The organism is Eikenella halliae, from assembly GCF_001648475.1.
GTDB lineage: Bacteria > Pseudomonadota > Gammaproteobacteria > Burkholderiales > Neisseriaceae > Eikenella > Eikenella halliae.
In genome coordinates, this window is the sequence record NZ_LXSQ01000006.1 from 63,812 (window position 1) to 84,645 (window position 20,834).

Sequence of the window (20,834 nt, forward strand, 5' to 3'; positions counted from 1 at the left end):
AGGAGAGCAGGATGGCCGACGAATACGGCATTCAGATGTATGACAACGACGGCAATGTACTGGATACCAACTTGGATTCGGCGTTGGTGGTGGAGGGGGTGCTCATTCTCGGCAACGACCCGATCGGGCGGCTGGCCTTGGACATCCTGTTCCCGTTGCGCGAAAAGTTCAAAGGGATATTCATCATGCCGGTGTTCCATGCGTTCTGCATCAACAGCGGCACGGAACACGCTTCGACGGTGTACTTCGACCAGTGGTCGCTGTGCTGGAATATCAGCTACGATGCGCGGAGCGGCGCGGCGCGGAATGCCGCCCACCACGGCGGGGCATTTGCAGGGAGGCAGTTTTTATATGGCTACGTCAACTGATTACGGGCTGGCGGTGTACAACAGGCAGGGGGTGAATGTACTGGCAAAAAACCTGTTCTGCCCGAAGCTGATCGGCAGCATAACCTTGCGCCTGCGCGGTTTGGACAGGCCGCTGCAAAATCTGACGGTACTGGCTGCCGACGGGCGGGAATTGCCGATTGACGATGCCAGCCGCAACCTGCCGCTAAAAAAACTGCTGGAACGCGGTTTGCGCCAGGGCGCAGAGGTGCACGCGGCAGGCATGATGCGCACCCGGGGCGGCACGCTTCGCACTGCCTGCACCATGCGTTTCGAGTTCTCGCTGTACGGCGGCGAACGGGACAGCGCCCCTCTGTTGCCGGCGGTGATTCACGGTTGGGGCGGCGGCTACGATGCGTCCAAATGGGAAAAGGCAAGACGTTTGGTGCATTCGGTGGTTTCCGGGCAGGATTGGCAGCTGGCTAGGCTGCTGAACAAACTGCGCTACGGCGGCGGCCGCCCGGCAGATTATCCGAAATACCGGCTGGATTGGGTACAAAGCCAAGAGTTGGGGCGGGGTTTGGCTACCGGCCTGCCGGTGACCATGACTTTCCGCAGCCGCGCCTTGAGTGCAACCGACAGCCCGCAGACGGAATTAGACGGCTTCGGCCTGGTATCTTGCTGCGGCGGACGTCTGTATGTGGAAATGTCGCCGAATACCGAAATCACGGTGCATTTTTACGAACTGGCCGGCATCCCGTGGGAATACTTTGCGCAATGCTCGACCGTGGAGCCGCCGCCGTCTTATGGGTTGGTGGTGTACCGCTACGAGCCCGCGCCGATGAAGTTTGTGATGACGGTGGGCGATACCGGCGATATGTTCGGCATGACACAGCAACCTTCACCGTTTGAAATGGGCTATATCGACCGGGGAAGCTATGCGTTTGTCTCCGACAAACCGCTGACTTTGGACGGCTTGGCGCAACGCATCGGGCAGGAAAACACCGCCGTCAAACGGCAGATGTCGCAGCTGTTCGAAGGCAACCCGGACAAGCCGTTGCGCTACGAGGTGTTGAACAACGCTCGCCCGTATCTGCGTTTGTTGTCTAATAATGCGTCCGTCCGCAAGGGGCAGGCCATCACGGTACGCAACGATAGCCGGGCCAACCAGGGGGCGATTTACACCGTTCAGGGTGGGCACGACTACAGCAAGGTGTGCAATATGCTGGCCCACGGCGCTGCGGGGTTGTTCAAACTGCCAGGCGGCGGACTGATGAACGCGGTGGGCGGCACGATGGCGCACAGCGCCTTCGAGCGTTCGATGTCCAACCGTCCGCTGTATGTGCGCGGGCCGAACGTTCCGGACGACTACAAGGGCGCGCCGTGGAATCCGAAAGTGCCGTTGCGTATGTCGGATGTGTACAAGCGGGCGGGGTTGGACTACTACGCCCCGCAGCATAAGCCGTCTTGGGACGAGCTGATGGGCAATCCGAGCGTGCTGGATAAGTTTAATAACTTCCTCAACAACAGCACCTGGAGCCTGCAGCGAGCGTTCAACCTCTTGTTTAAGCTCAATCCGGTGGTGGCCTATGAGGACAACGCCAACTATTCGCCGGAAGAAGCGGCCAAGCGGCGCCGCGATTTGCGGATGCAAAAGGAACGCTACAACGAAGCCGAATCACAACGTGAGTTTGAGACCTGGGGCGGCTGGGACGTGGAAGCGCAGAAAGAGATTCAGGCGGCAACTGCGGGGCAAAAAGCGTTAATGGATTTAATCGACCTTGTGCTTGACTCGCCCGAGGAAAACCGTTCGGATCAGCTGCCGTTTTGGGGTGGGCAAGGTTTCCGCCACAGTGACGACAAATTGGAAGTGTATAAGTACGTGTCGATTAAATCAGACGGCAAAGCCTATCAGCCGCCGGAATATGTCCCGGAAAACTGGATTTTATGCCGGCTACCTGAATAACCGCCCTTCGGGGCGTTTTTTATTGGAGACAATATGGAACAAATCAACTTGGGCAGCCTGCCCGATGGCGCGGGCGGTGACAGCCTGCGCGTGGCATTTGAAAAGTGCAACGACAACTTTAGCGGTTTGGGTGAGCGGCTTAAGCAGTTGTTGCAGAAAACGGAACAACTGGAGCGCGAGCTGGCGCAGTTGAAACAGAGCCGGCCGTGATGCCGGCTTGAATCTCAATCCAAAAGGAGGCTGAAAATGCTGCATAAAATGAAACTTTTCTACTATCGAGCGCGTAACTGCCGCCTGTGTCTTTATGCACGGGCGGCTTTGTCTTGGCTGTGGAATCTGCGCTTTTTGCCGGATTCGGCGCGGCGTTGGGTGTTTGGTACGGGCACGCGGGCGCTGCAAATCGTCAATATCGGCTTTTTGCTGGTTTGGGCGTGGGTATTCGGCGTAAACGGCTTCGGCTCGCTGCCGCTGTGGACGGGGCTCACCAAATTGCCGCGCTGGTTTGTGGTGCTCATGCTGTTGCTGTTGGCGCTGCTGTCGGCGTGGTCGATGTGGAGCAGCAGCCCGCGCAGTCATGCGGTGGGGGTGGGTGCGCTGCGGATTACGCCGCTGATTTGGCTGCTGCTGGCAACCAGTTTCTGGGTGCGGCATACGCTGGCGGCGCAGGTGGTGGGCTATGTATTCGGCATTTGGAGCCTGGCGGTTTGGCTGGTGGGCGAGCATCTGCAGGATATGTTGCGTGATGAGAGACAGGCGGCGCAGACCGTCGGAAAGAAGGCATCGTGAATGATGATTTGCTTGCTGGATTTCTTGCCAGCAAAACACTGCTGGCGGTGGTGGGTGCGTTTGTCGGCTCGCTGCGGGTGTCGATGCGTGCCAAGGATAAAAGCACCTCGGCCAAGTGCGGCGACCTGATTGCGGCGCTGTTTTTGTCGCTGGCAGTGGTGGACGACCTCACGCCCAAGGATATGCCGCGCTTGGCATTGATGGTGGGGATACTGGCCGGGACGATGTGCGATGTGCTGCTGGATTCGGCGCGCGCTCTCTCGCCCGATACGGCGGGCGGCATCTTGGATTTGGTGCTGGGCAAGCTGGGCTACCACCGCCAGCCCGCCGCCGAGAAGCCGCCGGTGGTGGTTGTGGATGATGACGAGCCGCCACCGCCGCCGGAATAGTTTTGGCGACCGCCGCCTCTGCCCGCTGTATCCGGGTACGCGGCGGTTTTTATTTTGAGGCTACCTGAAACCCAGTTATTAAGTAATCCTTAATAACTGAAATAAGGCTAGCTGGAGAGCAAGAAATATCCCTTTTTAAAACAATGGGATATTTTTTTATTAGGTGTAAAAACACCCAATATAAGGCTAGCTGGGAAAATCAATGACTTACGTTTCTGCCCGCCATTGCGCGGGCTTTTTTTGGAGGTGTGAAAAATGACGAAACAAACTGAATTGCCGTGGATTGCCAAAGGCAAAGGCTACCTGGGCTTGCGTGAGATACCGGGCCCGCAGCACAACCCGGAAATCCTGCGCTGGCTGGTGAAGTTTGGCGGCTACAACGGCGAAGAGAAAGCCTGGTGGGCAAACGACGAGGTGGCGTGGTGCGGGCTGTTTGTTGGTATGTGCCTAGCTGAATCTGACCGCTTCGTGGTGCCTGCGTGGTATCGCGCCGGGGCTTGGGCGGATGAACGCTACCTTACCCGCTTATCCAAACCGGCTTATGGCTGCCTGGCGGTCAAAAAACGCACCGGCGGCAATCATGTATTTTTTATCGTCGGTAAAGACAAGCAAGGCCGGCTGATGGGTTTGGGCGGCAACCAAGGCAACCGCGTGAGCATCATCCCGTTTAACGCCGCCGAATTGAGCTACTGGTGGCCGAGCTACTGGCGCGATAAGCAGTGTGTTAAATCCGAGCCTGCCGCCGTCCGCTACGAGCTGCCGCTGGTGGATGCCACCGGCAAACAGGGCGAGAGCGAGGCATAGATAGTATGGCGGATGAGAGCACAGCCGATTGGGTGCGCCGCATGATTGCCGAGCAGGAGGCGGCGCTGGCAGATGCCGAGGCTATCGGCGATGCCTACGCCGCCCGCCATGCGGAGCATGAATTGCGCAACTACCGGCAATTTTTAGCGCGGCTCGAGCCGCAGAAAGAGTGAAAAATGTGGATTGTGAAATATTGGAAACCGCTTGCCATTGCCGCCCTGCTGGCGGCGGTGATCGGTGGTGAATATTGGTACGGTGAGCAGCGCTACAGCGCGGGCTATCGTGCCGCCTGGACCAAACTGAAGCAACAGCAAACCGAGGCGCTGGCGAAACAAACCGGCGCAGTATTGGAAAAAGAAAGGCAGGCGCAGGCGGAATTGGCCGCCGCGCAGGCCGAAGTGGAAAAGGAAAGAGAAAATGCAAAAATTGCTGTGGATAATCTGCGCGGCGAGCTTGAGCGCGTGCGCGCCTACGCCGCTGCCCGTAGTCGCTCCCTGCCCCAAGCCACCGGCTCCGCCGGCGCGGTTGATGAAGCCGCTACCCGAGGCTGGCAGCTATTCGGCAACTGCGCGAAAGAATATGCAGGATTGGCAGAAATAGCCGACACCCAGCGCAACGACCTAGCCGAATGGCAGGCATATGGGCGCGTGGTGTCCAAGATGGCAGACAAATAGCCTATTGCACGGAGGGCGGTTGAGGCCGCCCTATTGCACGGAGGGCGGGTATGGCTATGGATAAAATTATAAAACGAGATTTTGCCGGCGCAACGCTCTACCTGGGCGATTGCGCCGGCCTTTTGCCGGCGGTGCTGGCCGAAAACAAGGTGGACGCGCTGATTTCCGACCCACCATATGAGCTTTCTGCCGCCGGTGGCGGAATCGGCAGACAACGGCAATACATGGCCGCCATCGACCGGCATTTGGACGGTGGTTTTGATGTAGGCTTGCTTGGGCAGTTTGAAAACTGGTTTGTATTTTGCACTAAGGCGCAGCTGGTGGATTTGTTCGCGCAGGCGGAGAGGCAAAATTTGCGCTGGCAGCTGCTCACCTGGAACAAGAAAAATCCCACGCCGCTTACCTGTAATAATTATCTGCCGGACACGGAATACATGGTGCACGCCTTTAAAAAGCACGTGTGGGAGAGTAAAACCCGTTTTGTGGTGGGCAACGTCGAAAAAAATCCCTTTGACCATCCCACGGTAAAGCCGCTGTATGTGATGTATAAGGCAATAGCCAGCGCCTCTGCGCCGGGCGATTTGGTGTTAGACCCGTTTATGGGCACGGGCAGCACGGGCGTAGCGGCATTGCAGCGCGGGCGGCACTTTATCGGCATCGAGCGCGAGCCGAAATATTTTGATATTGCCTGCCAGCGTATCGAGCACGCACTGGCGCAAGGGCAGTTGTTTTGATTTCAGGCTACCTGAAAAAAAGGCTACCTGAAATTCAGGTAGCCTTTTTTTCCGCTGTATAAGAAAGGATTTACGAGAAGCTAATATTTAGACTTTTGCCGAGCTTCGAGGCGGCTTTTTCCAAAAAGTCTATTTTAGTATTATGCCGCAGGTCGAATAAGCGGTCAATTTGCGGCATGTGCACATCTAGCCGCCGTGCCATTTCCGCCTTGCGCACGCCTTGGCTGACCATCTCGTTGAGCAGCAGCACTTTGGCGGTTTCCAGCGCCGGCAGTGCTACAACAGGCTGCCCTTCGGTAGGCTCTGAAGGTAGGGGTACAGCCCGACGGTCTTCAAAGTATCCGTCCAGTGCGCAAAGTAGCCCGTCTAGCGCCTCAATAGCGGCGGTTTCTTTATCTTCACCAACGGCCGCCGCCTCCGGAATATCAGGAAACGTTACTAAAAATGTACCGTTGTCGTCGGGAGTTAAAATATAGGGATAAGCTAACATTGCAAATTTCCTTTATTATGTTGTATCAGGTAGCCCTTTCGGGCTACCCTCCTATTTCAAACCTAGGTCTTTTTTGATTTTTTCTACCAGTCCCGTTCCGATTTCTTTGTTGCCGTGGTTCGGGAAAACCGAGGTTTTGTTGCCTAATCTAAGATTTTGGTGGCTGCCGCGTTTTTGTGTTGTGAACTCAACGCCTTGAGCCTTTAACCATTTCTTAAATTCACTGTATTTCATCTCTACCTCCTTTCTTATACAGTAAGGATATAATACAACAAAAATGTTGCATTTGCAAGCGAAAATGAAACATTTTTGTTGTGTTTTTGCAGATGGGCAACAGTGCAACAAGTTCTAAATTTTTAGTTTGGTTTTTTCTGATTGTTGGCGCGGTTTTGGGGTGTAGCCTAGCTCCGGAGTGTCAATCATCGTTATCTCCAGTATCGATATGCTCAAGCCACGCCCACGCCAAGCAGCGCTCAAAATCGGCGATGATCGGCAGCGCCATCAAGTCTGTAGCCTCTAGGTTGTCGGCTAGGATACCTGCGGCCACAAACGGCACGCGCGGGGGGTGTCCTTTGCCGTCCACAAACTGCCATGCCGGGGCGGCTCGTTTGCTGTGTCGGCACACGGCAATGCGTATGATGTCGGCGGGCTGCATCTGCTCGTCTAGGCGGCTCACGACAAAGCCGATGGATTTGCTGTTGCTCCATTCGCGGCGCACGGCGTAGCGGTCGTCCAGTACGCCGCGCTGTTGCCCGGCCAGCAAATCGGGCAGCCAGCTTTTGAGGGTGTCCACCACGTCGTCGGCTACCTCGCTGCGGTAGCTTCTGCGGCTGTGGCCGGTGCTGGCCGTGGCGTGGGTCAGGTAGTTTTGCTTGGGCGCATCGGGCAGTGTGATGGTGCATGGCAGCTCCAACGGGTTTTGCAGGCTGCCTGCGTAAACCAATAGGCGGGTGTGGCCGCTGCGCAGGGCGGTGTCCAGTTGTTTTGTGCGGTCGAGGCAGAGGCTAAACGGGCTGGCGGTATCGTCGTCAAATACGATGTCGATGTGGTTCAGGTAGCCTGCCCGCGCGGGCGGCTCGATGCTGGCGCGTTTGCCGGTTTGGATTTCAGGCAGCCATTCGGCGGCATGGGCGGTGGGCAGCAGCAGGCGCAAGCCGAGATGGTGGCCGCTTAGATAGGCCAAGCCGCGCGCGTTGTACTCGCTCTGCCAGTAGTTGGTGTCGGCAATCGTGCCGTCTTGGTGGTTGTTGATGGTGAGCATTTTTCAGGTAGCCTTAAAACAAAAACGCCTGATTGCTCAGGCGTTTTAACGTATAAATTTTAGTTTCAACACACGCCCTTGCGGGCGAATATGCAAATATAACTACTTTAGTTTCAATACACAGCCGCCGTGGCGGCTGAAACAACGGGGCAGACTCTACGCCTTTTCGCCCGCCCCGTCAATATCAATCAAAATCCTCCGGCGTCCAGCCGTATGCGTTGGGCAGCCCGAAAATGACCTCCTCCACGCTAAAACACGCCATACTGTTTTTTGATAACAATCCTGCGCGTCCGCTCTCGGCCATTTTGCGGATAAGCGCAATTTGGTTGGGGTGGGTTACAGTCTCGGTATAGTAGCCCAAGCCCCATGATTGGCTGTTGCCTCGCTCGTATTGGCGGCGCGGGCACTCAATGCTTAGGCTGTCGCCGTGGTCGGTAATGGTGTATTGGGTATCCCAAATATCAAATTTAACGGGGATGGTGTAGATATTTGCTTGCATGATGGTTTCCTTTTGCCCCTGTAGCCCGGGGCGCGGCGTGGTTGGATTATTTCCAAGATTTGAGGGTATCGACAACGTGCTGCATCCGTTCTTCTTTTGTTTCGAGCCCTTTTAAGGAGATGTCTTGTACAAAGTAGCCATCTTCGTTGCGGATGCCGGCATAGCCTTTGTGCCACTCGATGGTATATTTGCACTCAACCTGCTGCTCGGTAGTTTTTACGCCATCAAAGATTTTAGCGGTTGCGATAAATTTTACGGTAGTCATGATATTTTTCCTTTTACCCCTGTTTGTCGGTTTTGGCGGCTGGGGCGTTGTCCGTCCATGTGTGTATATTACTATAATACGTATTATAGTGCAAGCGGTTTCTGCATTTATTTTGCAGATTTTTCATAACTATCTAATAAATATAGTATCTTTTCTGCATTGTCTTTGCCTGGAATGCCTGGCAGCCGCTCGCGGATGGCGGCAATCTTGCCTGCATCGCGGTTGCGGATTTCCAGGCGGTTTGCCGCCGTCAGCTTTTTTTGATATTCGGCGGCGTTTTCGCGGCGGATTTGCCGCAGGGCTTCGGATGGTTTTTTGTTGTCCGGCATGGGGTGCTTTCTGCGCCCCTTGCGGGGCGCGGTGTTGATTAGATGTTGAACAGGGTTTTGACTGATTTTACGTCTGCATCAAATTGGCGGCTGGTAGTGCCTTTGCCTGTTTTGCTGATTAGTTGTCCAGCGGCAATATCGTAGTAGAGTTGATAATTGCGGTTGCCAGCAAAGCTTTTGTCGCAGGATGCTAGATTGATGTAAATTCGTTTGCCTTTCCAGTCGTTTGCAGTTCCGGCAATACCGGCGGCGGTCATCATTTCGTTGATTTTAGTTGCGTTCATGATTTTTCCTTTTGCCCCTGTTTGTCGGTTTTGGCGGCTGGGGCGTTGTCCGTCCATGTGTGTATATTACTATAATACGTATTATAGCGCAAGTTGTTTTTGTGTTTTTGTTTATTATTTTTTCTGATTATTGCTAATAGATTGGTTCTACGCCGTTTTTTCATGCAACAGATGTATTTTAATTTGTTGTTTTTATATTAAAACCAGAATCCCCGTGGGCGTGCCAGATTTCAAATAAACCCTTACTGAGCAACAGTAAGGGTTTATTGCTTCCGGCTCTTAAAACCAATAACTCTCTCCGTTTCCCGCCCTTTGTCATTCGCCAGCCTTTGCAAGCTGCCCTATCTATTTGTTTTATTCCTGATTTCGGCTATGATTACATCAGATTTGCCTTGCCGTCGGCAAATTTAAATTTATTATTCAGCCAACAAAGCAACCCATGCCCGAAACCCTGACATACAGCTACACCGTGCCGCCCACGCCGGAGGAATACCTGAAAGGCGCTTATGCCCAGATGAGGTATTTCTGCAAAACCGCGCCGCGCAAATATTCGCCGCTGCCGTGCTTTTATCTGCCGCTTATCATTATTATATTGGCGATGTCTTTTCTGCTGTTCCGCAACCAAACCCAACTGTCCGCCCTGCTGGAAGAATGCTATTTAGACGAAGGTACGCTCGGCTCTATCATACATGCCAACACAACAGCGGCGAATATCGTCGCAGTCGGCTTTCTCCTGATCTACGTCATCAGCAGCATATTCAACCGCCGAATCCTGAAATATATCTACCGCCACAGCTACCTGCTGCACGAAAGCCGCTTCACCGCCGACAGCGCAGGCTGCCGCCAAATTTATCCGCAACAACACGAATCATGGTTCGGCTGGACAACTTTAGACAGCGTGCAAACCGTAAAGGGCGATATTCTCTTGATTTTCGGCAGCGCGTTTATCGTTCTGCCACACAGCATTTTTGCTGACGAAGCCGAAAAACAAGGTTTTATCGAGCAGATAACCGCATGGCAGCAGGCCGCCCAAAAGCAGCCTGCACCCTGAAAACCCCGCTCCGGCCACGCAAGGCAGTAGGCATTTTCTGCCGCATACTCCCTTCAGGCTACCTGAAAACCGTAAAACCGCTTTCTGCCTACCCAAACCAATGGCTTTCAGGTAGCCTCCACCACCCCGTCCAAACAAAATCTGCTATGAAACCATTCTTCCCCGTTCTCGCCACCCTCCTGCTCGCCCCTGCCCTGCACGCCGCGCCCAACCTTATCCTGGCCAAAGAATACAGCGGCCAGAACATTGCCGGCTGGGCGATGAGCGAAAAACTCGACGGCGTACGCGCCTATTGGGACGGGCACAAACTCATCAGCCGCCAAGGCCACCCCTTCTCCCCGCCTGCCGGTTTCACCCGCGATTTCCCGCCCTACCCGCTCGACGGCGAGCTCTACAGCCGGCGCGGCGCATTCGAGCAGATTTCCGCCGCCGTCCGCAGCGCCAACGGCGATTGGAGCGGCATCAAGCTGCACGTTTTCGATGCGCCGCAAGCCCCGGGCAACCTGTATCAGCGCCTCGCCCTCGTGCAGCGCCACCTCGCCGCCCACCCACAGGCCAAAATCACCGTCATCCCGCAAACCCCCGTGCGCGATGCCGCCCATGCCCAACAATTCCTGCGCCAAATCGAAGCCCAAGGCGGCGAAGGCGTGATGCTGCGTAACCCCAATATCCCCTACCAAGGCGGCCGCAGCGACAACCTGCTCAAGCTCAAAAGCGCACACGACGCGGAATGCACCGTTACCGCCCACCACGAAGGCAAAGGCCGCAACGCCGGCCTGCTCGGCGCCGTGTCCTGCCGCAACGAAACCGGCGAATTCCGCATCGGCTCCGGTTTCAAAGACGCCGACCGCCGCAACCCGCCGCCAATCGGCAGCCGCATCACCTACAAATACCGCGGTTTCACCGCCAAAGGCACTCCCCGCTTCGCCACCTACCTGCGCCGCGCCAACTGAACCCGGCAGGCTACCTGAAAGCCGGTAAACACAGCCACGCCAAACGGCGGCACAGCACCATCCTGCCCTGTCATATGCTTACTTCGCGGCCGCCCGTTTTCAGGTAGCCTCCCGCCTATCCACCCCCGCCCCGCATTTGCTATACAATAGCGCCCAATTTGAATTTCCTGCCAAACATCCCATGCTAACCTACGTTCCGCCCGAGCAACGCCCCGCCCCGCCCACCTACGAGCGGCCCTGGCTCTTGCTGCTGCTGGCTTTTGTCTGGCTGTGGCCGGGCGTGTTCGCGCACGATTTATGGCAAGACGAACCCTTGGTGTATGCAGTTATCCGGCAGGCGGCGGAGGGCGGGCAGTGGTGGCTGCCGCAGGATGGCGGGACGCTGTTTTGGGATGTGCCGCCGCTGTATATGTGGCTTTCCCTGCTGTTTTTGAAACTGTTCGGCCATTTGCCGCCATATGAGGCGGTGCGCATGGTGAACGCCTTACTTGCGGCGGTGTCGCTTGCGGCCATGGGCGGCGCGGGGCGGATGCTTTTGGGGCGGCGCAACGGGCGCACGGCGGTGCTGGTGCTGATCGGCTGCCCGGGCCTGCTGATGATGAGCCACTTCATCGGCGGGCAAATCGTTACCCTGTGCGGCCTGAGCCTGAGTTTCTACGCGCTGGCGATGGCGCGGCAGAAAACGGTGAAGGCGATTGTGCTCACGCTCCTGGGTTGGACGGTGTTGTCGCTTTCAGGTAGCCTGCTGCCGCTGTCGGGCGTGATGCTCACCACGGCGCTGTTGCTGCTGGATTCGCATTGGCACAACAAGCGCTTCTGGCTCACGCTTCTGGCGGCGGCAGGGCTGACGCTGCCTTTGCTGTTTGTGTGGCCGCTGGTGCTCAATGGTTTGTCGCACGAGGCCTTCCTGCAATGGTGGCGGTATCACGCGCTCGCGCCGTTCGGCGGCTTCGCCCGCTTGGATTTCGGTTTTTCCGCCGCTTATTATCTGAAAAACCTGCTGTGGTTTGCCTTCCCGGCCTGGCCGTTGGCCTTGTGGACGCTCTACCGCCAGCGCCGCCTGCCGCGCCAGGGCTGGAACAGCCTGTGCCTGATTTGGCTGGCTGTGTTCGGCCTCGTGCTGGCCGCCTCGCCGCAGCACATGGAAGACAATTTAATGCTGCTGTTGCCGCCTTTAGTGTTGGCGGCAGCAGCACAGGCCGACCAGCTGCGGCGCGGCGCGGCGGCGTTTTTCAACTGGTTCGGCATCATGACGTTCGGCTCGCTGGCGCTGTTTGTGTGGCTCGGCTTTTTCGCCATGAACTTCGGCTGGCCGGCCAAGCTGGCCGAGCGCGCGGCTTATTTCAGCCCGTATTATCAACGGGATATCGATTATTTCCCGGTTATCGTGGCCGTATTGTTCACGCCGGTGTGGCTCTTGGCGATTACGCGCAAATACGTGCGCGGCCGGCAGGCGGTAACCAACTGGGCAGCCGGGCTCACGCTGTGCTGGTCGCTCATCCTCACCCTGTTCCTGCCCTGGCTGGACGCAGCCAAAAGCTACCGCCCCGTGGTGCGGCGGCTGGAAGCCGAACTGCCGGCCGATGCCTGCGTTTCCGCACAGCACCCCGTGGTACGCCACGCCTGGCAGGAATACAGCCGCTACCCACTAGGCGAAAACTGCCGCTTCGTCGCCACCCTGCGCCATGAAGCCGTGCCCGATGCCGCCGAACTCGCCAGCGCCAACCGCCCGCGCGAAAAACACGAGGCGTTTGTGTTGTGGCAGCGGTAACCCTGGCATAGGCTGCCCGAAAGGGGAGGTTATGTTTTCAGGAGACTGCCGTTATAATTGGATGTTTCTCATCGGCTATCGGCCAACAATCCTATATCTTTTCCTAAATCACAATATAATAAGGTAATTTATGAAATCCAAAGCTGCCGCACTACTATCCCTTATTCTTCTATCCTCTCCTGTTCCTGCCGAACCCCAATCCAAGCCGCAAACCACACCGTCTGCCGAGCAAACTCTCAAACGGCAGTGCGGCAATCATATCCGTGCTGCCCTTTCCATGTCTTTCTATGCACGGTACTGCGGTCTCAACCGAAACACTGCTGCTCACTACAACGCACTTGCCGACATTGCTGACCGCCGCTCTCGAGAGCAGCAATGCAATCAGCTTATCTCCGAAGACGATCGAACCATCATTGCATTTCCAATCGAGACTGCCGTTGAAACCATCAAGGAATTTCCACAAGAGATGTGCCCTGAACTGAAAACTGCCGCCGAATACTATGCACCGCAATACCGCATCCGATAAACATCATCAAAGCTGTTTGAGATTTCTAACAACCCTCCCAACATAAGGAAAACACCATGAAACCCCATACTTTAGCCTTCCTCACCGCTGCCATCCTGCCTACCCTTGCCCTGGCCGCACCTCAGGGCCGGACAAACCGCCGCCCCCAGCAGTCGCAAAAAACCATGTGCCTAAACATCGCCACCGCACGTGCTCACATGATTACCTACAACGTAACATGCAAAGGCAACAGCCGGGAAGAAGCCGAACAAGCCCCTGAAGTTGGCAACGCCAGCTCCCTTTTCCACAACAACGGCTGCCAGAACATATTGAGCGAAGCCGATGTCCGCAACGCCATGATGGCCGAAATCAACCGCTTGGGCGGCAGAAACCTCAGCAACGAGCAATACTGCGCCGCCATCAAGCCCACTGTTGACAAAGCAGAAGCACAATTCGGCGATGCAGACGGTGCCAAATAAACCGTACCTGTCGCACAATAAAGGCTACCTGAAATTTTTCAGGTAGCCTTCCCTCAATATCCAACTGCAATAAAACCACTCACCGCATATATGCCGCTATAAGAAGCCACATCCGGCAAAACTATCATATTGGTAGATTAAAAAATATAGTGAATTAACAAAAATCAGGACAAGGCGGAGAGCCGTAGACAGTACAGATAGTAAGGCAAGACGAGGCAACGCTGTACTGGTTTTTGTTAATTCACTATAGATTAAAAAATAAGAGTGCTACTGTGTTGGCCCCTCTGTACTGCTCGTACCATCTGCGGCTCGCCGCCTTGTCCCATTCTTATTTCGATCCACTATAAAATTAGGCACAGAATACCCGCATGAAGGAAGCCGAATTCCCGCAAAGCCTCAGCCAAACCAAAAGATTTCCGCAGCCGGCCGGCTTAGCACACCCGTTGCCCAAATCCACGCTTTCAGGTAGCCTTCGCACCGCAATTCAAACAACAGGAAACCAATACAGCCCGTCAAGCAAAGGCCGTCTGAAGGAACAAACCCAAGGAGACCCCATGAAACTCAAAACCCTAGCCGTCCTCGCCGCCATCCTGCCCGCACTCGCCATCGCCGCCCCTGCCAGACCCTCATCCGGCCGCGCATCCCAATCCAAACCCGCGCAGAGCAAGCCACAAGAGCGCGCCTCCTCCGGCAGGAACTCATCTTCCAAACAGCAAGACAACAAACCCCAGCGCGGCCGTAACAGCCAAAACAGAGACCAAGACAACAAGCCCGCCAACGGCCGTACACACTCGCGCCAGCAGCAGGAAACCAAACCCGGCAACAGCCGCACAAATGCCCGTCAACAGCAGGATACCAGGCATAACGCCGCCCAGCCCCAAACCCGGAGCAACCGCTCAAACCGCCAACCAGGCAACGAGCCGCCTGCCCAACCGCCCCGCGTACACACCCAAGCGCGCCCGCAGCCCCAACCCGAGCCGCAGGATAACAGCACGCAGCAAGACCACAGCCCGCAAAACAACGCCCAAACTGCCGAACATTCCGCAGCCAAAGCCCAATGCTTGCGCTACGTTGTCGATGGCAACAACCTCTCCGCCTTCGCCCAAGACTGCCGCCCCGACGCCGCCACCGCCGAGCGCTACCAAGCCGCCTTCAAAAATACCCAAGCCCAATTCGAGCGCGACAACTGCCTAGATATCGTCGGCGAAGACGAAGCCCAGGCCGCCCTCAATCTCGAACTCAACCGCCTGGGTCAAACCAGCCGCCTGTTCTGCCCCGCCGTTAAAGACGAACTACCGGGCATTGCCCACCGCTACCGCAACGTCAAATAACCCACAGGCTACCTGAAAACCCAAACGCAGTTTTCAGGTAGCCTCCACCGAGTTTAGAAAGAATCGCCGTGTCATACCGAACCCCGGCCAGCGCCCTCATTCTCGCCGCCCTCAGCGCCTGCAGCACATCCGCCCCACAAACCACAGCCCCGGAGCTATCCCGCCAAGCAGCCGCCCAATCAAGCAGACAGCAATGCATCGAAAGCCTGACATCGGCGCTGGAAGTAGCCGTATATGCCGACTACTGCGTGCGCGACGAACAGCAACGGCAGCCGTTTTTCGAATTTGCCCGCCGCGTCGCCACAGAAGAACCCATCGCCAGTTGCCACCTCGTGATTACCGCGCGGGAGGCCGCCGCCCTCCGCGCACAAATTACCGCCCCCTACGCCGCCAATCCCGCCCGCCACTGCGCCGCCAACCGAAACAATGTACGCCAGTTCATGCGCCATGGCATCATTTCCGATCCCAAAGTAAACCGCAGGCCGCCCGAAAACTGAAAAGCAGTTTTCAGGTAGCCTCTCTCCCACCCAACCACATAAGGAAAATCAAATGAAAATCCGTACCCTAGCTCTCTTCGCCACCCTCATCCCCGCCTTCGCCCAAGCCGCACCCGCCCAAGCCACCAAGCAGCAATGCCTGGGCTACCTGAAAGACGGCCTCCAAATCACCATCCACGCCTCCACCTGCGAGCCCGCTGCCGCCCAAGACGAACGTTACAAAAACGCCTTCTTCGCCGCCATGAAGCAGTTCGAACAAAACAACTGCGAAAGCATCGTGCCCGAAACCGAAGCCCGCGCCTTCCTCAACAGCCAAACCGAAGGCAAAAGCCAAGAACAATACTGCGCCTCCATCAAAACCCCCGTGCAGCGCAGCCTGCAACGCTACAACAACGGCAACCGCTAAACCCTTGCCGCTTTTCAGGTAGCCTCCATGCCCGCCATGCAAGGCTGCCTGAAGCCCATTGCCTCAGCCTGCAAAGTAGGCATATATTACCCAAGCAAACCCCTCCCATCACTCCCATCACCGGAGAAAGCCATGCCCCAAACCCCCAATGTTGATGCCGCCGAGATCGACAAATTTAGCCGCCTAGCCGCCCAATGGTGGAATCCCGATGGCGAATTCAAATCTCTGCATGAAATCAACCCCCTGCGGCTGGGCTTCATCCGCGAACACAGCGGCGGTCTAGCCGGCAAAAACGTGCTCGACGTAGGCTGCGGCGGCGGCATCCTCAGCGAAGCCCTCGCCCGCGAAGCCGCACAGGCCACCGGCATCGACATGGCCGAAAAATCCCTTCAGGTAGCCCAAGCCCACGCCGAACAACAAGGCCTGGCCAACCTGCACTATCGCTGCATCAGTGTGGAAGCGCTTGTCGCCGAACAGCCGGCCGCCTACGACGTGGTTACCTGCATGGAAATGCTCGAACACGTGCCCGACCCCGCCTCCGTCATCTCCGCCTGCGCCAAGCTGGTCAAGCCCGGCGGCAGCCTCTTTTTCTCTACCCTTAGCCGCACCGCCAAATCCTACGCCCAAGCCATCATCGCCGCCGAATACCTGCTCGGCCTCGTAGCCAAAGGCACCCACGACTGGCAGCGCTTCATCAACCCCGCCGACCTCGCCCGCCTCTGCCGACAAGCCGGGCTGAACATCACCACCACCAGCGGCCTCACCTACAACCCCCTCACCCGCCGCTACCGTCTCTGCCAACGAACAGACGTCAACTACATGATCGCCTGCCGTCTGATCATTACAGCTTGAACACCAGGACACAAGGCAATCAAATAATTAGGCTACCTGAAAGCTGAAAAGCGGTTTTCAGGTAGCCTGTCTCCCATCCTTCCTGCCCTTTCCGGCAAACAACAAGCAATGTTTGTATGTGTAGGAAATTGCTGCGTTGTTTACACTTTTCCACAGCGGACGGTTTTTGCTTCCCCTTAAATAATTTTTAAGCATCTATCCATCTTTATTAAGAACAGTGCAGATTCCTCGTGCCTATCGACATTCTTGACAATGTCGGATAGTTACTAAATCAGGTCTTCAAAGCAAAAGCTAAAAAGTGTAAACAACGGTGTTAACCTCCACAATCCGTAAGAAGCAGGTTAACCAATCTTAACAATCAATAAAGGCTATTCTCTACAAAGGCATCCATCTAAAACCTTGTTAAAAATATAGTTCTTGTTACATGCATGATTAAATGGTAGAATTACTTCTAATAATATGGTGTGCCTGTAAGCAACCTATTATTAAGTTTTAATATCTGGCATGTGGATTGCTTGTCTTATTACTATATAGTAGGTAAGTAATAACCAAACAACTGTTAATTACGTATAGCCTAGATTTAACTGAGACCCGGCTATAATTGGGCTATATGTTTTATTTTTTGAGGATATACCTTCTAGGGAGCACTAGAAATGAAAAAACAACATATAACGCGGGTACAAAAAATGGGGCATAAAGTTAATCCGATATACCAGGCCGTGCTGGCGACCTTAGTGGCTGCTCATATGCCACTTGCTCACAGCTTGGTGATTTCCGAAGACTTTACTGGTGGCACAACAAGGAACAACTGGCTAATGCCGCTGCCAAGCGATGGCTTACTTAACTCCTATTCTGCAGCACACCCTCGGGCAATTATCAATAACGCCTGCTTAACGGCAGGCTCAGGTACGACAGTTCCTACTGCAACTAGGGCTGGTTCCCCTCCTAGATGTCGAAGTACGCATGATACAGCTGGCAATGGTGCGCTTCGTCTTACACCGACTGAACAGCAAATGGTTGGCGGCATCGTATCAGACTTTACCTTCGATACCAACGAGGGTGTGGAAATTACTTTTACCACTTATACATGGGGCGGCACAGGGGCCGATGGTATGACTTTCTTCTTGGTAGATGGTGCTAAGCCTGCTACCTTGGGTGCTTCTGGTGGTTCCTTGGGCTACACATGCGCCCGTGACAACCCTGTGTTCAGCGGTATCGATGGTGCCTATTTGGGCATTGGCATTGACGAATGGGGTAACTTTGTCAATCCGGGTGACAACTCCAGTACTGGCGTGGGATTTCGCCCGAATACCATTGGGATTCGGGGAGCAGGTTCAATTAATTATAACTACATGTCGAACCCTGATCGCTTCTTGCAAGACGTATATTCCAGAATGGGGTGGGGAGCCGTACCCCAAAGCATTAAAGACCGCTGGCGTAGAGACTGGACTGATAGAAGTAATTGGGGGCAATGGAATACTCCTTTATTCCGCCGTATGACCAACATATGTACCTCAGGTAAAGTGCAGGTTCCTAACGCAAGAGGGCAGATGGTTGAGTTGAGTACGACGGCTACCGATCCTCGGTACAAAATTTATGGCTATAAATACATTGCCCATAAAACACTGCCCAATCCTCTGGCCACAACTGCGGCTAAATTGAGAAGCAACGCTGTCCCGATGTTGTATCGAATCCGCATTACAGCAGATGGTAAGGCTAGCGTTTGGTATAGTTATAATGCTGGCGAGTATCAACCAGTATTGATGAATTATGACATCGTTAAAGAAAACGGATATTTGCCTAAATCATTCCGTTTTGGGTTTATGGGAGCGACTGGTGGTTCAACCAACAACCATGAGGTTACCTGTTTTAAAGCTACTCCCGCAAACTTCTCCGAAGGTTCGGCCGAAGTAAACCTCCCGGATGCAAAAATCGCATCTGAGTCACAAGTATACCTATCTTTTTATAATAAAGAATTATGGACTGGTAGCCTGACAGCACAAAATATCCTCCGCAAACCTGACGGCACTTATACAGTACAGCCCACTGCAAATTGGGATGCAGCTTGCGTTCTAGCTGGCGGACCGTGTGAAAGAAAAGGCAAACAAATTGTCAATAAACAAACCGTTCGTAAATTCTTCACGTGGAATGGTACAGGCATAGCCTTAGAATGGGATAACTTAAATCCTTCACAAAAAAATGCCTTGAAATCTCCAGGTGAAACTGACACTATCGGTAGTGCACGGGTGGCCTACTTAAAAGGGGATCAGAGTAGAGAAGTTGATCAAAACGGTAACGGTATGTTCCGTCCCCGTAAAAATGGAATGGTTTTGGGCGATATTATTAACTCAAGCCCAGTATGGGTTGGATATCCATCTAATAAGGGATTGCTATCTGGTCGCCGTTGGCGTGATTTGCGTAATCCTGGGGCAATAATGCCAGAAAATAATGGGCAACCGTACGCCACCTTTGCCAATTTGAACCGTACACGCACCAACGTTGTGTATACGGGTTCGAATGACGGCTTCCTACACGGTTTCCGTAGTGGCAATTACAATGCAACTGGACAGTTCCAGACAGGAACTAACGATGGGCAAGAAGTTTTTGCCTATATGCCTGGTGCCGTATTGTCACGAATCCATCATAAAACTGATGCAGGCTTGGATTTCTTCAGTCCTCAATATGCCCACAACTACTATAACGATGCCCCTGTAGGTACTGGAGATGTGTTCTATGGAGGTTCATGGCACACTTGGGTTATGGGCGGTTTAGGTGCTGGCGGCGATACTATCTATGCTTTGGATGTTACCAACCCAGACTCTTTTAACGTATCTAATATAATCGGCGAATGGTCACGCTCCTCTGGCGGAATATGGAACAATCTAGGTAACACCTATGGCACACCTGTATTCGGTCGCTTCCATGATGGAAACTGGGGTGCTGTATTTGGTAATGGATGGTGCTCTACTACTGATGCCGCTAATGGTAACTGTACCGCCTCAAATGGTCCAGCTGGTATTTATGTAATGTCCATCGACCAAAACACCGGCAGACCCTCTTTCAAATTTATCAGCACGGGAGAGGTAGGCACACCAGCCTCTCCTAACGGTATTGCTTATGTCACCCCAATAGATTTAGATGGGGATAACATCTACGATTATGCTTATGCTGGTGATATATTGGGCAATGTATGGCGCTTTAACCTTCTGTCCTCCAATAGTAATGATTGGACTAGTCAACCACAGAAGCTGTTTACTGCACCCGCTATCCAACCAATTTCCACCAAAATTATCGTAACCCGTATGGAACAGAATGGTACTTCTGGCGACGTGATTCTGAATTTTGGTACTGGGATGCGTAAAGAGGGCTATTTGGGTGGGAAAACCACTTATGCTACAGGCCAACAAAGTATCTATGGTATTCGCGACAAAACAGCGTTAGCTTTTAGCATGGTTCCTGGGACTACCACCCCCCAAGTCGATCGTAGCCGAATGCAAAGACAAGTGGTACATGACGGTGGTAAACAAGATCAATTAAGCAACATGAAAGTCGATTGGAATACCAAATCAGGTTGGTATCTAGACTTAACACGACCAACTATCAATGGTAAAGTTGAATATGAGCAAGTAATTTACAACCCCTATCTGGAAAGAGGCAAGTATTTGATTGCCAATACTTTTATTGATGGAAGCAACCCAGTTTTGTCTTGCCGAACAGTTCAATCTTCTGGCTATACTTACCCGTTTGAAGCAACTTCCGGTTCTGGTTTGAGAGGCTTTTTTGATAACAATTTTACTGGTTCATCATATCGCAAACAGCTGAATGCAGTTGGTGCACCTATCTTGCTCAGAACAACTGATGGTAAATTGTTACTCTTAACAAAAGATAATCAAGGTAATCCAAACCTCCACGAGGTTTACCTACCAGAGTCCTCATCAATCCGCCGTATCTCTTGGCGCGAAATTTTCTAAAACTATTGTGGTTGCAAAGCCGCCTGAATTATTCAGGCGGCTTTTTTTATCGCAGACCAAATTACGATCAACACAAAACAATCAACAAAAAACAATTAACAAAAAACAACGATACATCCGGATAACCGGGCAAACCAATTTCGTATAAAAATAAATATTCTGAACTATATCAGTAAGGGGTTGAAGAATGGCTTAACGAAGGAATACAAAC

General features: G+C 53.9%; 26 protein-coding genes. 19 read left to right on the forward strand and 7 right to left on the reverse strand.

Annotated elements, in window-relative coordinates:
- The first annotated feature begins 11 nt into the window (after positions 1-11).
- The 9 genes from A7Q00_RS01940 (at position 12) to A7Q00_RS13980 (ending at position 5,679) form a co-directional block, all read left to right on the forward strand.
- The gene (locus A7Q00_RS01940; RefSeq protein WP_064088966.1) at positions 12-368 is read left to right on the forward strand and encodes a hypothetical protein; all 357 of its coding nucleotides are present in this window, start codon (positions 12-14) and stop codon (positions 366-368) included.
- A complete protein-coding gene (locus tag A7Q00_RS01945; RefSeq protein WP_156503690.1) occupies positions 352-2,292 on the forward strand; it encodes a hypothetical protein in 1,941 nt (646 codons plus the stop codon). The genes A7Q00_RS01940 and A7Q00_RS01945 overlap by 17 nt, the downstream gene beginning before the upstream one ends.
- A gap of 33 nt (positions 2,293-2,325) precedes the next feature.
- The gene (locus tag A7Q00_RS13250; protein WP_156503691.1) at positions 2,326-2,502 is read left to right on the forward strand and encodes a hypothetical protein; all 177 of its coding nucleotides are present in this window, start codon (positions 2,326-2,328) and stop codon (positions 2,500-2,502) included.
- Between the two features lie 36 nt (positions 2,503-2,538).
- Positions 2,539-3,078, forward strand: coding sequence for a hypothetical protein (locus A7Q00_RS01950; protein WP_064088968.1), 540 nt, complete (start codon positions 2,539-2,541; stop codon positions 3,076-3,078).
- The gene (locus tag A7Q00_RS01955) at positions 3,075-3,467 is read left to right on the forward strand and encodes a hypothetical protein (RefSeq protein WP_064088969.1); all 393 of its coding nucleotides are present in this window, start codon (positions 3,075-3,077) and stop codon (positions 3,465-3,467) included. The genes A7Q00_RS01950 and A7Q00_RS01955 overlap by 4 nt, the downstream gene beginning before the upstream one ends.
- Positions 3,468-3,722: 255 nt before the next feature.
- Positions 3,723-4,271 (forward strand): TIGR02594 family protein, encoded by a 549-nt coding sequence (locus A7Q00_RS01960; protein WP_064088970.1) that lies wholly within the window; start codon positions 3,723-3,725, stop codon positions 4,269-4,271.
- Between the two features lie 5 nt (positions 4,272-4,276).
- Positions 4,277-4,444 (forward strand): hypothetical protein, encoded by a 168-nt coding sequence (locus A7Q00_RS13255; protein WP_156503692.1) that lies wholly within the window; start codon positions 4,277-4,279, stop codon positions 4,442-4,444.
- A gap of 3 nt (positions 4,445-4,447) precedes the next feature.
- Positions 4,448-4,945, forward strand: a complete 498-nt coding sequence (locus A7Q00_RS01965; RefSeq protein WP_064088971.1) for a DUF2514 family protein — start codon at positions 4,448-4,450, stop codon at positions 4,943-4,945.
- A gap of 50 nt (positions 4,946-4,995) precedes the next feature.
- Positions 4,996-5,679 (forward strand): DNA-methyltransferase, encoded by a 684-nt coding sequence (locus A7Q00_RS13980; RefSeq protein WP_082887703.1) that lies wholly within the window; start codon positions 4,996-4,998, stop codon positions 5,677-5,679.
- A gap of 70 nt (positions 5,680-5,749) precedes the next feature.
- Here the strand turns inward: A7Q00_RS13980 and A7Q00_RS01975 are convergent, their stop codons facing one another.
- The 7 genes from A7Q00_RS01975 to A7Q00_RS02005 form a co-directional block, all read right to left on the reverse strand.
- Positions 5,750-6,169 (reverse strand): type II toxin-antitoxin system HicB family antitoxin, encoded by a 420-nt coding sequence (locus tag A7Q00_RS01975; RefSeq protein ID WP_064088972.1) that lies wholly within the window; start codon positions 6,167-6,169, stop codon positions 5,750-5,752.
- 51 nt (positions 6,170-6,220) lie between these two features.
- Entirely contained in the window at positions 6,221-6,403 is a 183-nt protein-coding gene (locus A7Q00_RS01980) for a type II toxin-antitoxin system HicA family toxin (protein WP_064088973.1), read from the reverse strand.
- A gap of 181 nt (positions 6,404-6,584) precedes the next feature.
- Positions 6,585-7,430, reverse strand: a complete 846-nt coding sequence (locus A7Q00_RS12660; protein WP_082887704.1) for a hypothetical protein — start codon at positions 7,428-7,430, stop codon at positions 6,585-6,587.
- Positions 7,431-7,614: 184 nt separating this feature from the next.
- Complete coding sequence (locus A7Q00_RS01990) at positions 7,615-7,929, reverse strand: hypothetical protein (protein WP_064088974.1); 315 nt, start codon at positions 7,927-7,929, stop codon at positions 7,615-7,617.
- Between the two features lie 46 nt (positions 7,930-7,975).
- Positions 7,976-8,194: a hypothetical protein gene (locus tag A7Q00_RS01995; protein ID WP_064088975.1), complete on the reverse strand. Its 219-nt coding sequence runs from the start codon at positions 8,192-8,194 to the stop codon at positions 7,976-7,978.
- 107 nt (positions 8,195-8,301) lie between these two features.
- Entirely contained in the window at positions 8,302-8,523 is a 222-nt protein-coding gene (locus A7Q00_RS02000) for a hypothetical protein (RefSeq protein ID WP_064088976.1), read from the reverse strand.
- A 38-nt stretch (positions 8,524-8,561) separates the two neighbouring features.
- Positions 8,562-8,807 carry a hypothetical protein gene (locus tag A7Q00_RS02005; protein ID WP_064088977.1) on the reverse strand — a complete coding sequence of 82 codons (246 nt, stop codon included), beginning with the start codon at positions 8,805-8,807 and terminating at the stop codon, positions 8,562-8,564.
- A 439-nt stretch (positions 8,808-9,246) separates the two neighbouring features.
- Here A7Q00_RS02005 and A7Q00_RS02010 point away from each other — a divergent pair, with 439 nt between their 5' ends.
- The 10 genes from A7Q00_RS02010 (at position 9,247) to A7Q00_RS12665 (ending at position 20,623) form a co-directional block, all read left to right on the forward strand.
- Positions 9,247-9,858 carry a hypothetical protein gene (locus A7Q00_RS02010; protein ID WP_064088978.1) on the forward strand — a complete coding sequence of 204 codons (612 nt, stop codon included), beginning with the start codon at positions 9,247-9,249 and terminating at the stop codon, positions 9,856-9,858.
- A 146-nt stretch (positions 9,859-10,004) separates the two neighbouring features.
- Positions 10,005-10,811: a DNA ligase gene (locus A7Q00_RS02015; protein WP_064088979.1), complete on the forward strand. Its 807-nt coding sequence runs from the start codon at positions 10,005-10,007 to the stop codon at positions 10,809-10,811.
- Positions 10,812-10,992: 181 nt separating this feature from the next.
- Positions 10,993-12,582, forward strand: coding sequence for an ArnT family glycosyltransferase (locus A7Q00_RS02020; protein WP_064089017.1), 1,590 nt, complete (start codon positions 10,993-10,995; stop codon positions 12,580-12,582).
- Between the two features lie 130 nt (positions 12,583-12,712).
- Positions 12,713-13,108 (forward strand): hypothetical protein, encoded by a 396-nt coding sequence (locus tag A7Q00_RS02025; RefSeq protein WP_064088980.1) that lies wholly within the window; start codon positions 12,713-12,715, stop codon positions 13,106-13,108.
- Positions 13,109-13,164: 56 nt separating this feature from the next.
- On the forward strand, positions 13,165-13,566 hold the full coding sequence (locus A7Q00_RS02030; RefSeq protein ID WP_064088981.1) for a hypothetical protein: 402 nt from the start codon (positions 13,165-13,167) through the stop codon (positions 13,564-13,566).
- 554 nt (positions 13,567-14,120) lie between these two features.
- Complete coding sequence (locus A7Q00_RS02035) at positions 14,121-14,897, forward strand: hypothetical protein (protein WP_156503693.1); 777 nt, start codon at positions 14,121-14,123, stop codon at positions 14,895-14,897.
- Between the two features lie 68 nt (positions 14,898-14,965).
- Positions 14,966-15,394 (forward strand): hypothetical protein, encoded by a 429-nt coding sequence (locus A7Q00_RS02040; protein WP_064088983.1) that lies wholly within the window; start codon positions 14,966-14,968, stop codon positions 15,392-15,394.
- A gap of 52 nt (positions 15,395-15,446) precedes the next feature.
- Positions 15,447-15,800 (forward strand): hypothetical protein, encoded by a 354-nt coding sequence (locus A7Q00_RS02045; RefSeq protein WP_064088984.1) that lies wholly within the window; start codon positions 15,447-15,449, stop codon positions 15,798-15,800.
- A gap of 132 nt (positions 15,801-15,932) precedes the next feature.
- Positions 15,933-16,652: a bifunctional 2-polyprenyl-6-hydroxyphenol methylase/3-demethylubiquinol 3-O-methyltransferase UbiG gene (gene ubiG / locus A7Q00_RS02050; protein WP_064088985.1), complete on the forward strand. Its 720-nt coding sequence runs from the start codon at positions 15,933-15,935 to the stop codon at positions 16,650-16,652.
- Between the two features lie 653 nt (positions 16,653-17,305).
- Positions 17,306-20,623 carry a pilus assembly protein gene (locus tag A7Q00_RS12665; protein WP_082887705.1) on the forward strand — a complete coding sequence of 1,106 codons (3,318 nt, stop codon included), beginning with the start codon at positions 17,306-17,308 and terminating at the stop codon, positions 20,621-20,623.
- The last annotated feature ends 211 nt before the right edge of the window (positions 20,624-20,834 follow it).

Bases quoted from the DNA above. Each gene is read 5' to 3' on its own strand.
- A7Q00_RS01940 (WP_064088966.1), top strand. From the start codon at position 12: ATGGCCGACGAATACGGCATTCAGATGTATGACAACGACGGCAATGTA.
- A7Q00_RS01945 (WP_156503690.1), top strand. From the start codon at position 352: ATGGCTACGTCAACTGATTACGGGCTGGCGGTGTACAACAGGCAGGGG.
- A7Q00_RS13250 (WP_156503691.1), top strand. From the start codon at position 2,326: ATGGAACAAATCAACTTGGGCAGCCTGCCCGATGGCGCGGGCGGTGAC.
- A7Q00_RS01950 (WP_064088968.1), top strand. From the start codon at position 2,539: ATGCTGCATAAAATGAAACTTTTCTACTATCGAGCGCGTAACTGCCGC.
- A7Q00_RS01960 (WP_064088970.1), top strand. From the start codon at position 3,723: ATGACGAAACAAACTGAATTGCCGTGGATTGCCAAAGGCAAAGGCTAC.
- A7Q00_RS13255 (WP_156503692.1), top strand. From the start codon at position 4,277: ATGGCGGATGAGAGCACAGCCGATTGGGTGCGCCGCATGATTGCCGAG.
- A7Q00_RS01965 (WP_064088971.1), top strand. From the start codon at position 4,448: ATGTGGATTGTGAAATATTGGAAACCGCTTGCCATTGCCGCCCTGCTG.
- A7Q00_RS13980 (WP_082887703.1), top strand. From the start codon at position 4,996: ATGGCTATGGATAAAATTATAAAACGAGATTTTGCCGGCGCAACGCTC.
- A7Q00_RS01975 (WP_064088972.1), bottom strand. From the start codon at position 6,169: ATGTTAGCTTATCCCTATATTTTAACTCCCGACGACAACGGTACATTT.
- A7Q00_RS01980 (WP_064088973.1), bottom strand. From the start codon at position 6,403: ATGAAATACAGTGAATTTAAGAAATGGTTAAAGGCTCAAGGCGTTGAG.
- A7Q00_RS12660 (WP_082887704.1), bottom strand. From the start codon at position 7,430: ATGCTCACCATCAACAACCACCAAGACGGCACGATTGCCGACACCAAC.
- A7Q00_RS01990 (WP_064088974.1), bottom strand. From the start codon at position 7,929: ATGCAAGCAAATATCTACACCATCCCCGTTAAATTTGATATTTGGGAT.
- A7Q00_RS01995 (WP_064088975.1), bottom strand. From the start codon at position 8,194: ATGACTACCGTAAAATTTATCGCAACCGCTAAAATCTTTGATGGCGTA.
- A7Q00_RS02000 (WP_064088976.1), bottom strand. From the start codon at position 8,523: ATGCCGGACAACAAAAAACCATCCGAAGCCCTGCGGCAAATCCGCCGC.
- A7Q00_RS02005 (WP_064088977.1), bottom strand. From the start codon at position 8,807: ATGAACGCAACTAAAATCAACGAAATGATGACCGCCGCCGGTATTGCC.
- A7Q00_RS02010 (WP_064088978.1), top strand. From the start codon at position 9,247: ATGCCCGAAACCCTGACATACAGCTACACCGTGCCGCCCACGCCGGAG.
- A7Q00_RS02015 (WP_064088979.1), top strand. From the start codon at position 10,005: ATGAAACCATTCTTCCCCGTTCTCGCCACCCTCCTGCTCGCCCCTGCC.
- A7Q00_RS02020 (WP_064089017.1), top strand. From the start codon at position 10,993: ATGCTAACCTACGTTCCGCCCGAGCAACGCCCCGCCCCGCCCACCTAC.
- A7Q00_RS02025 (WP_064088980.1), top strand. From the start codon at position 12,713: ATGAAATCCAAAGCTGCCGCACTACTATCCCTTATTCTTCTATCCTCT.
- A7Q00_RS02030 (WP_064088981.1), top strand. From the start codon at position 13,165: ATGAAACCCCATACTTTAGCCTTCCTCACCGCTGCCATCCTGCCTACC.
- A7Q00_RS02035 (WP_156503693.1), top strand. From the start codon at position 14,121: ATGAAACTCAAAACCCTAGCCGTCCTCGCCGCCATCCTGCCCGCACTC.
- A7Q00_RS02045 (WP_064088984.1), top strand. From the start codon at position 15,447: ATGAAAATCCGTACCCTAGCTCTCTTCGCCACCCTCATCCCCGCCTTC.
- ubiG (WP_064088985.1), top strand. From the start codon at position 15,933: ATGCCCCAAACCCCCAATGTTGATGCCGCCGAGATCGACAAATTTAGC.
- A7Q00_RS12665 (WP_082887705.1), top strand. From the start codon at position 17,306: ATGAAAAAACAACATATAACGCGGGTACAAAAAATGGGGCATAAAGTT.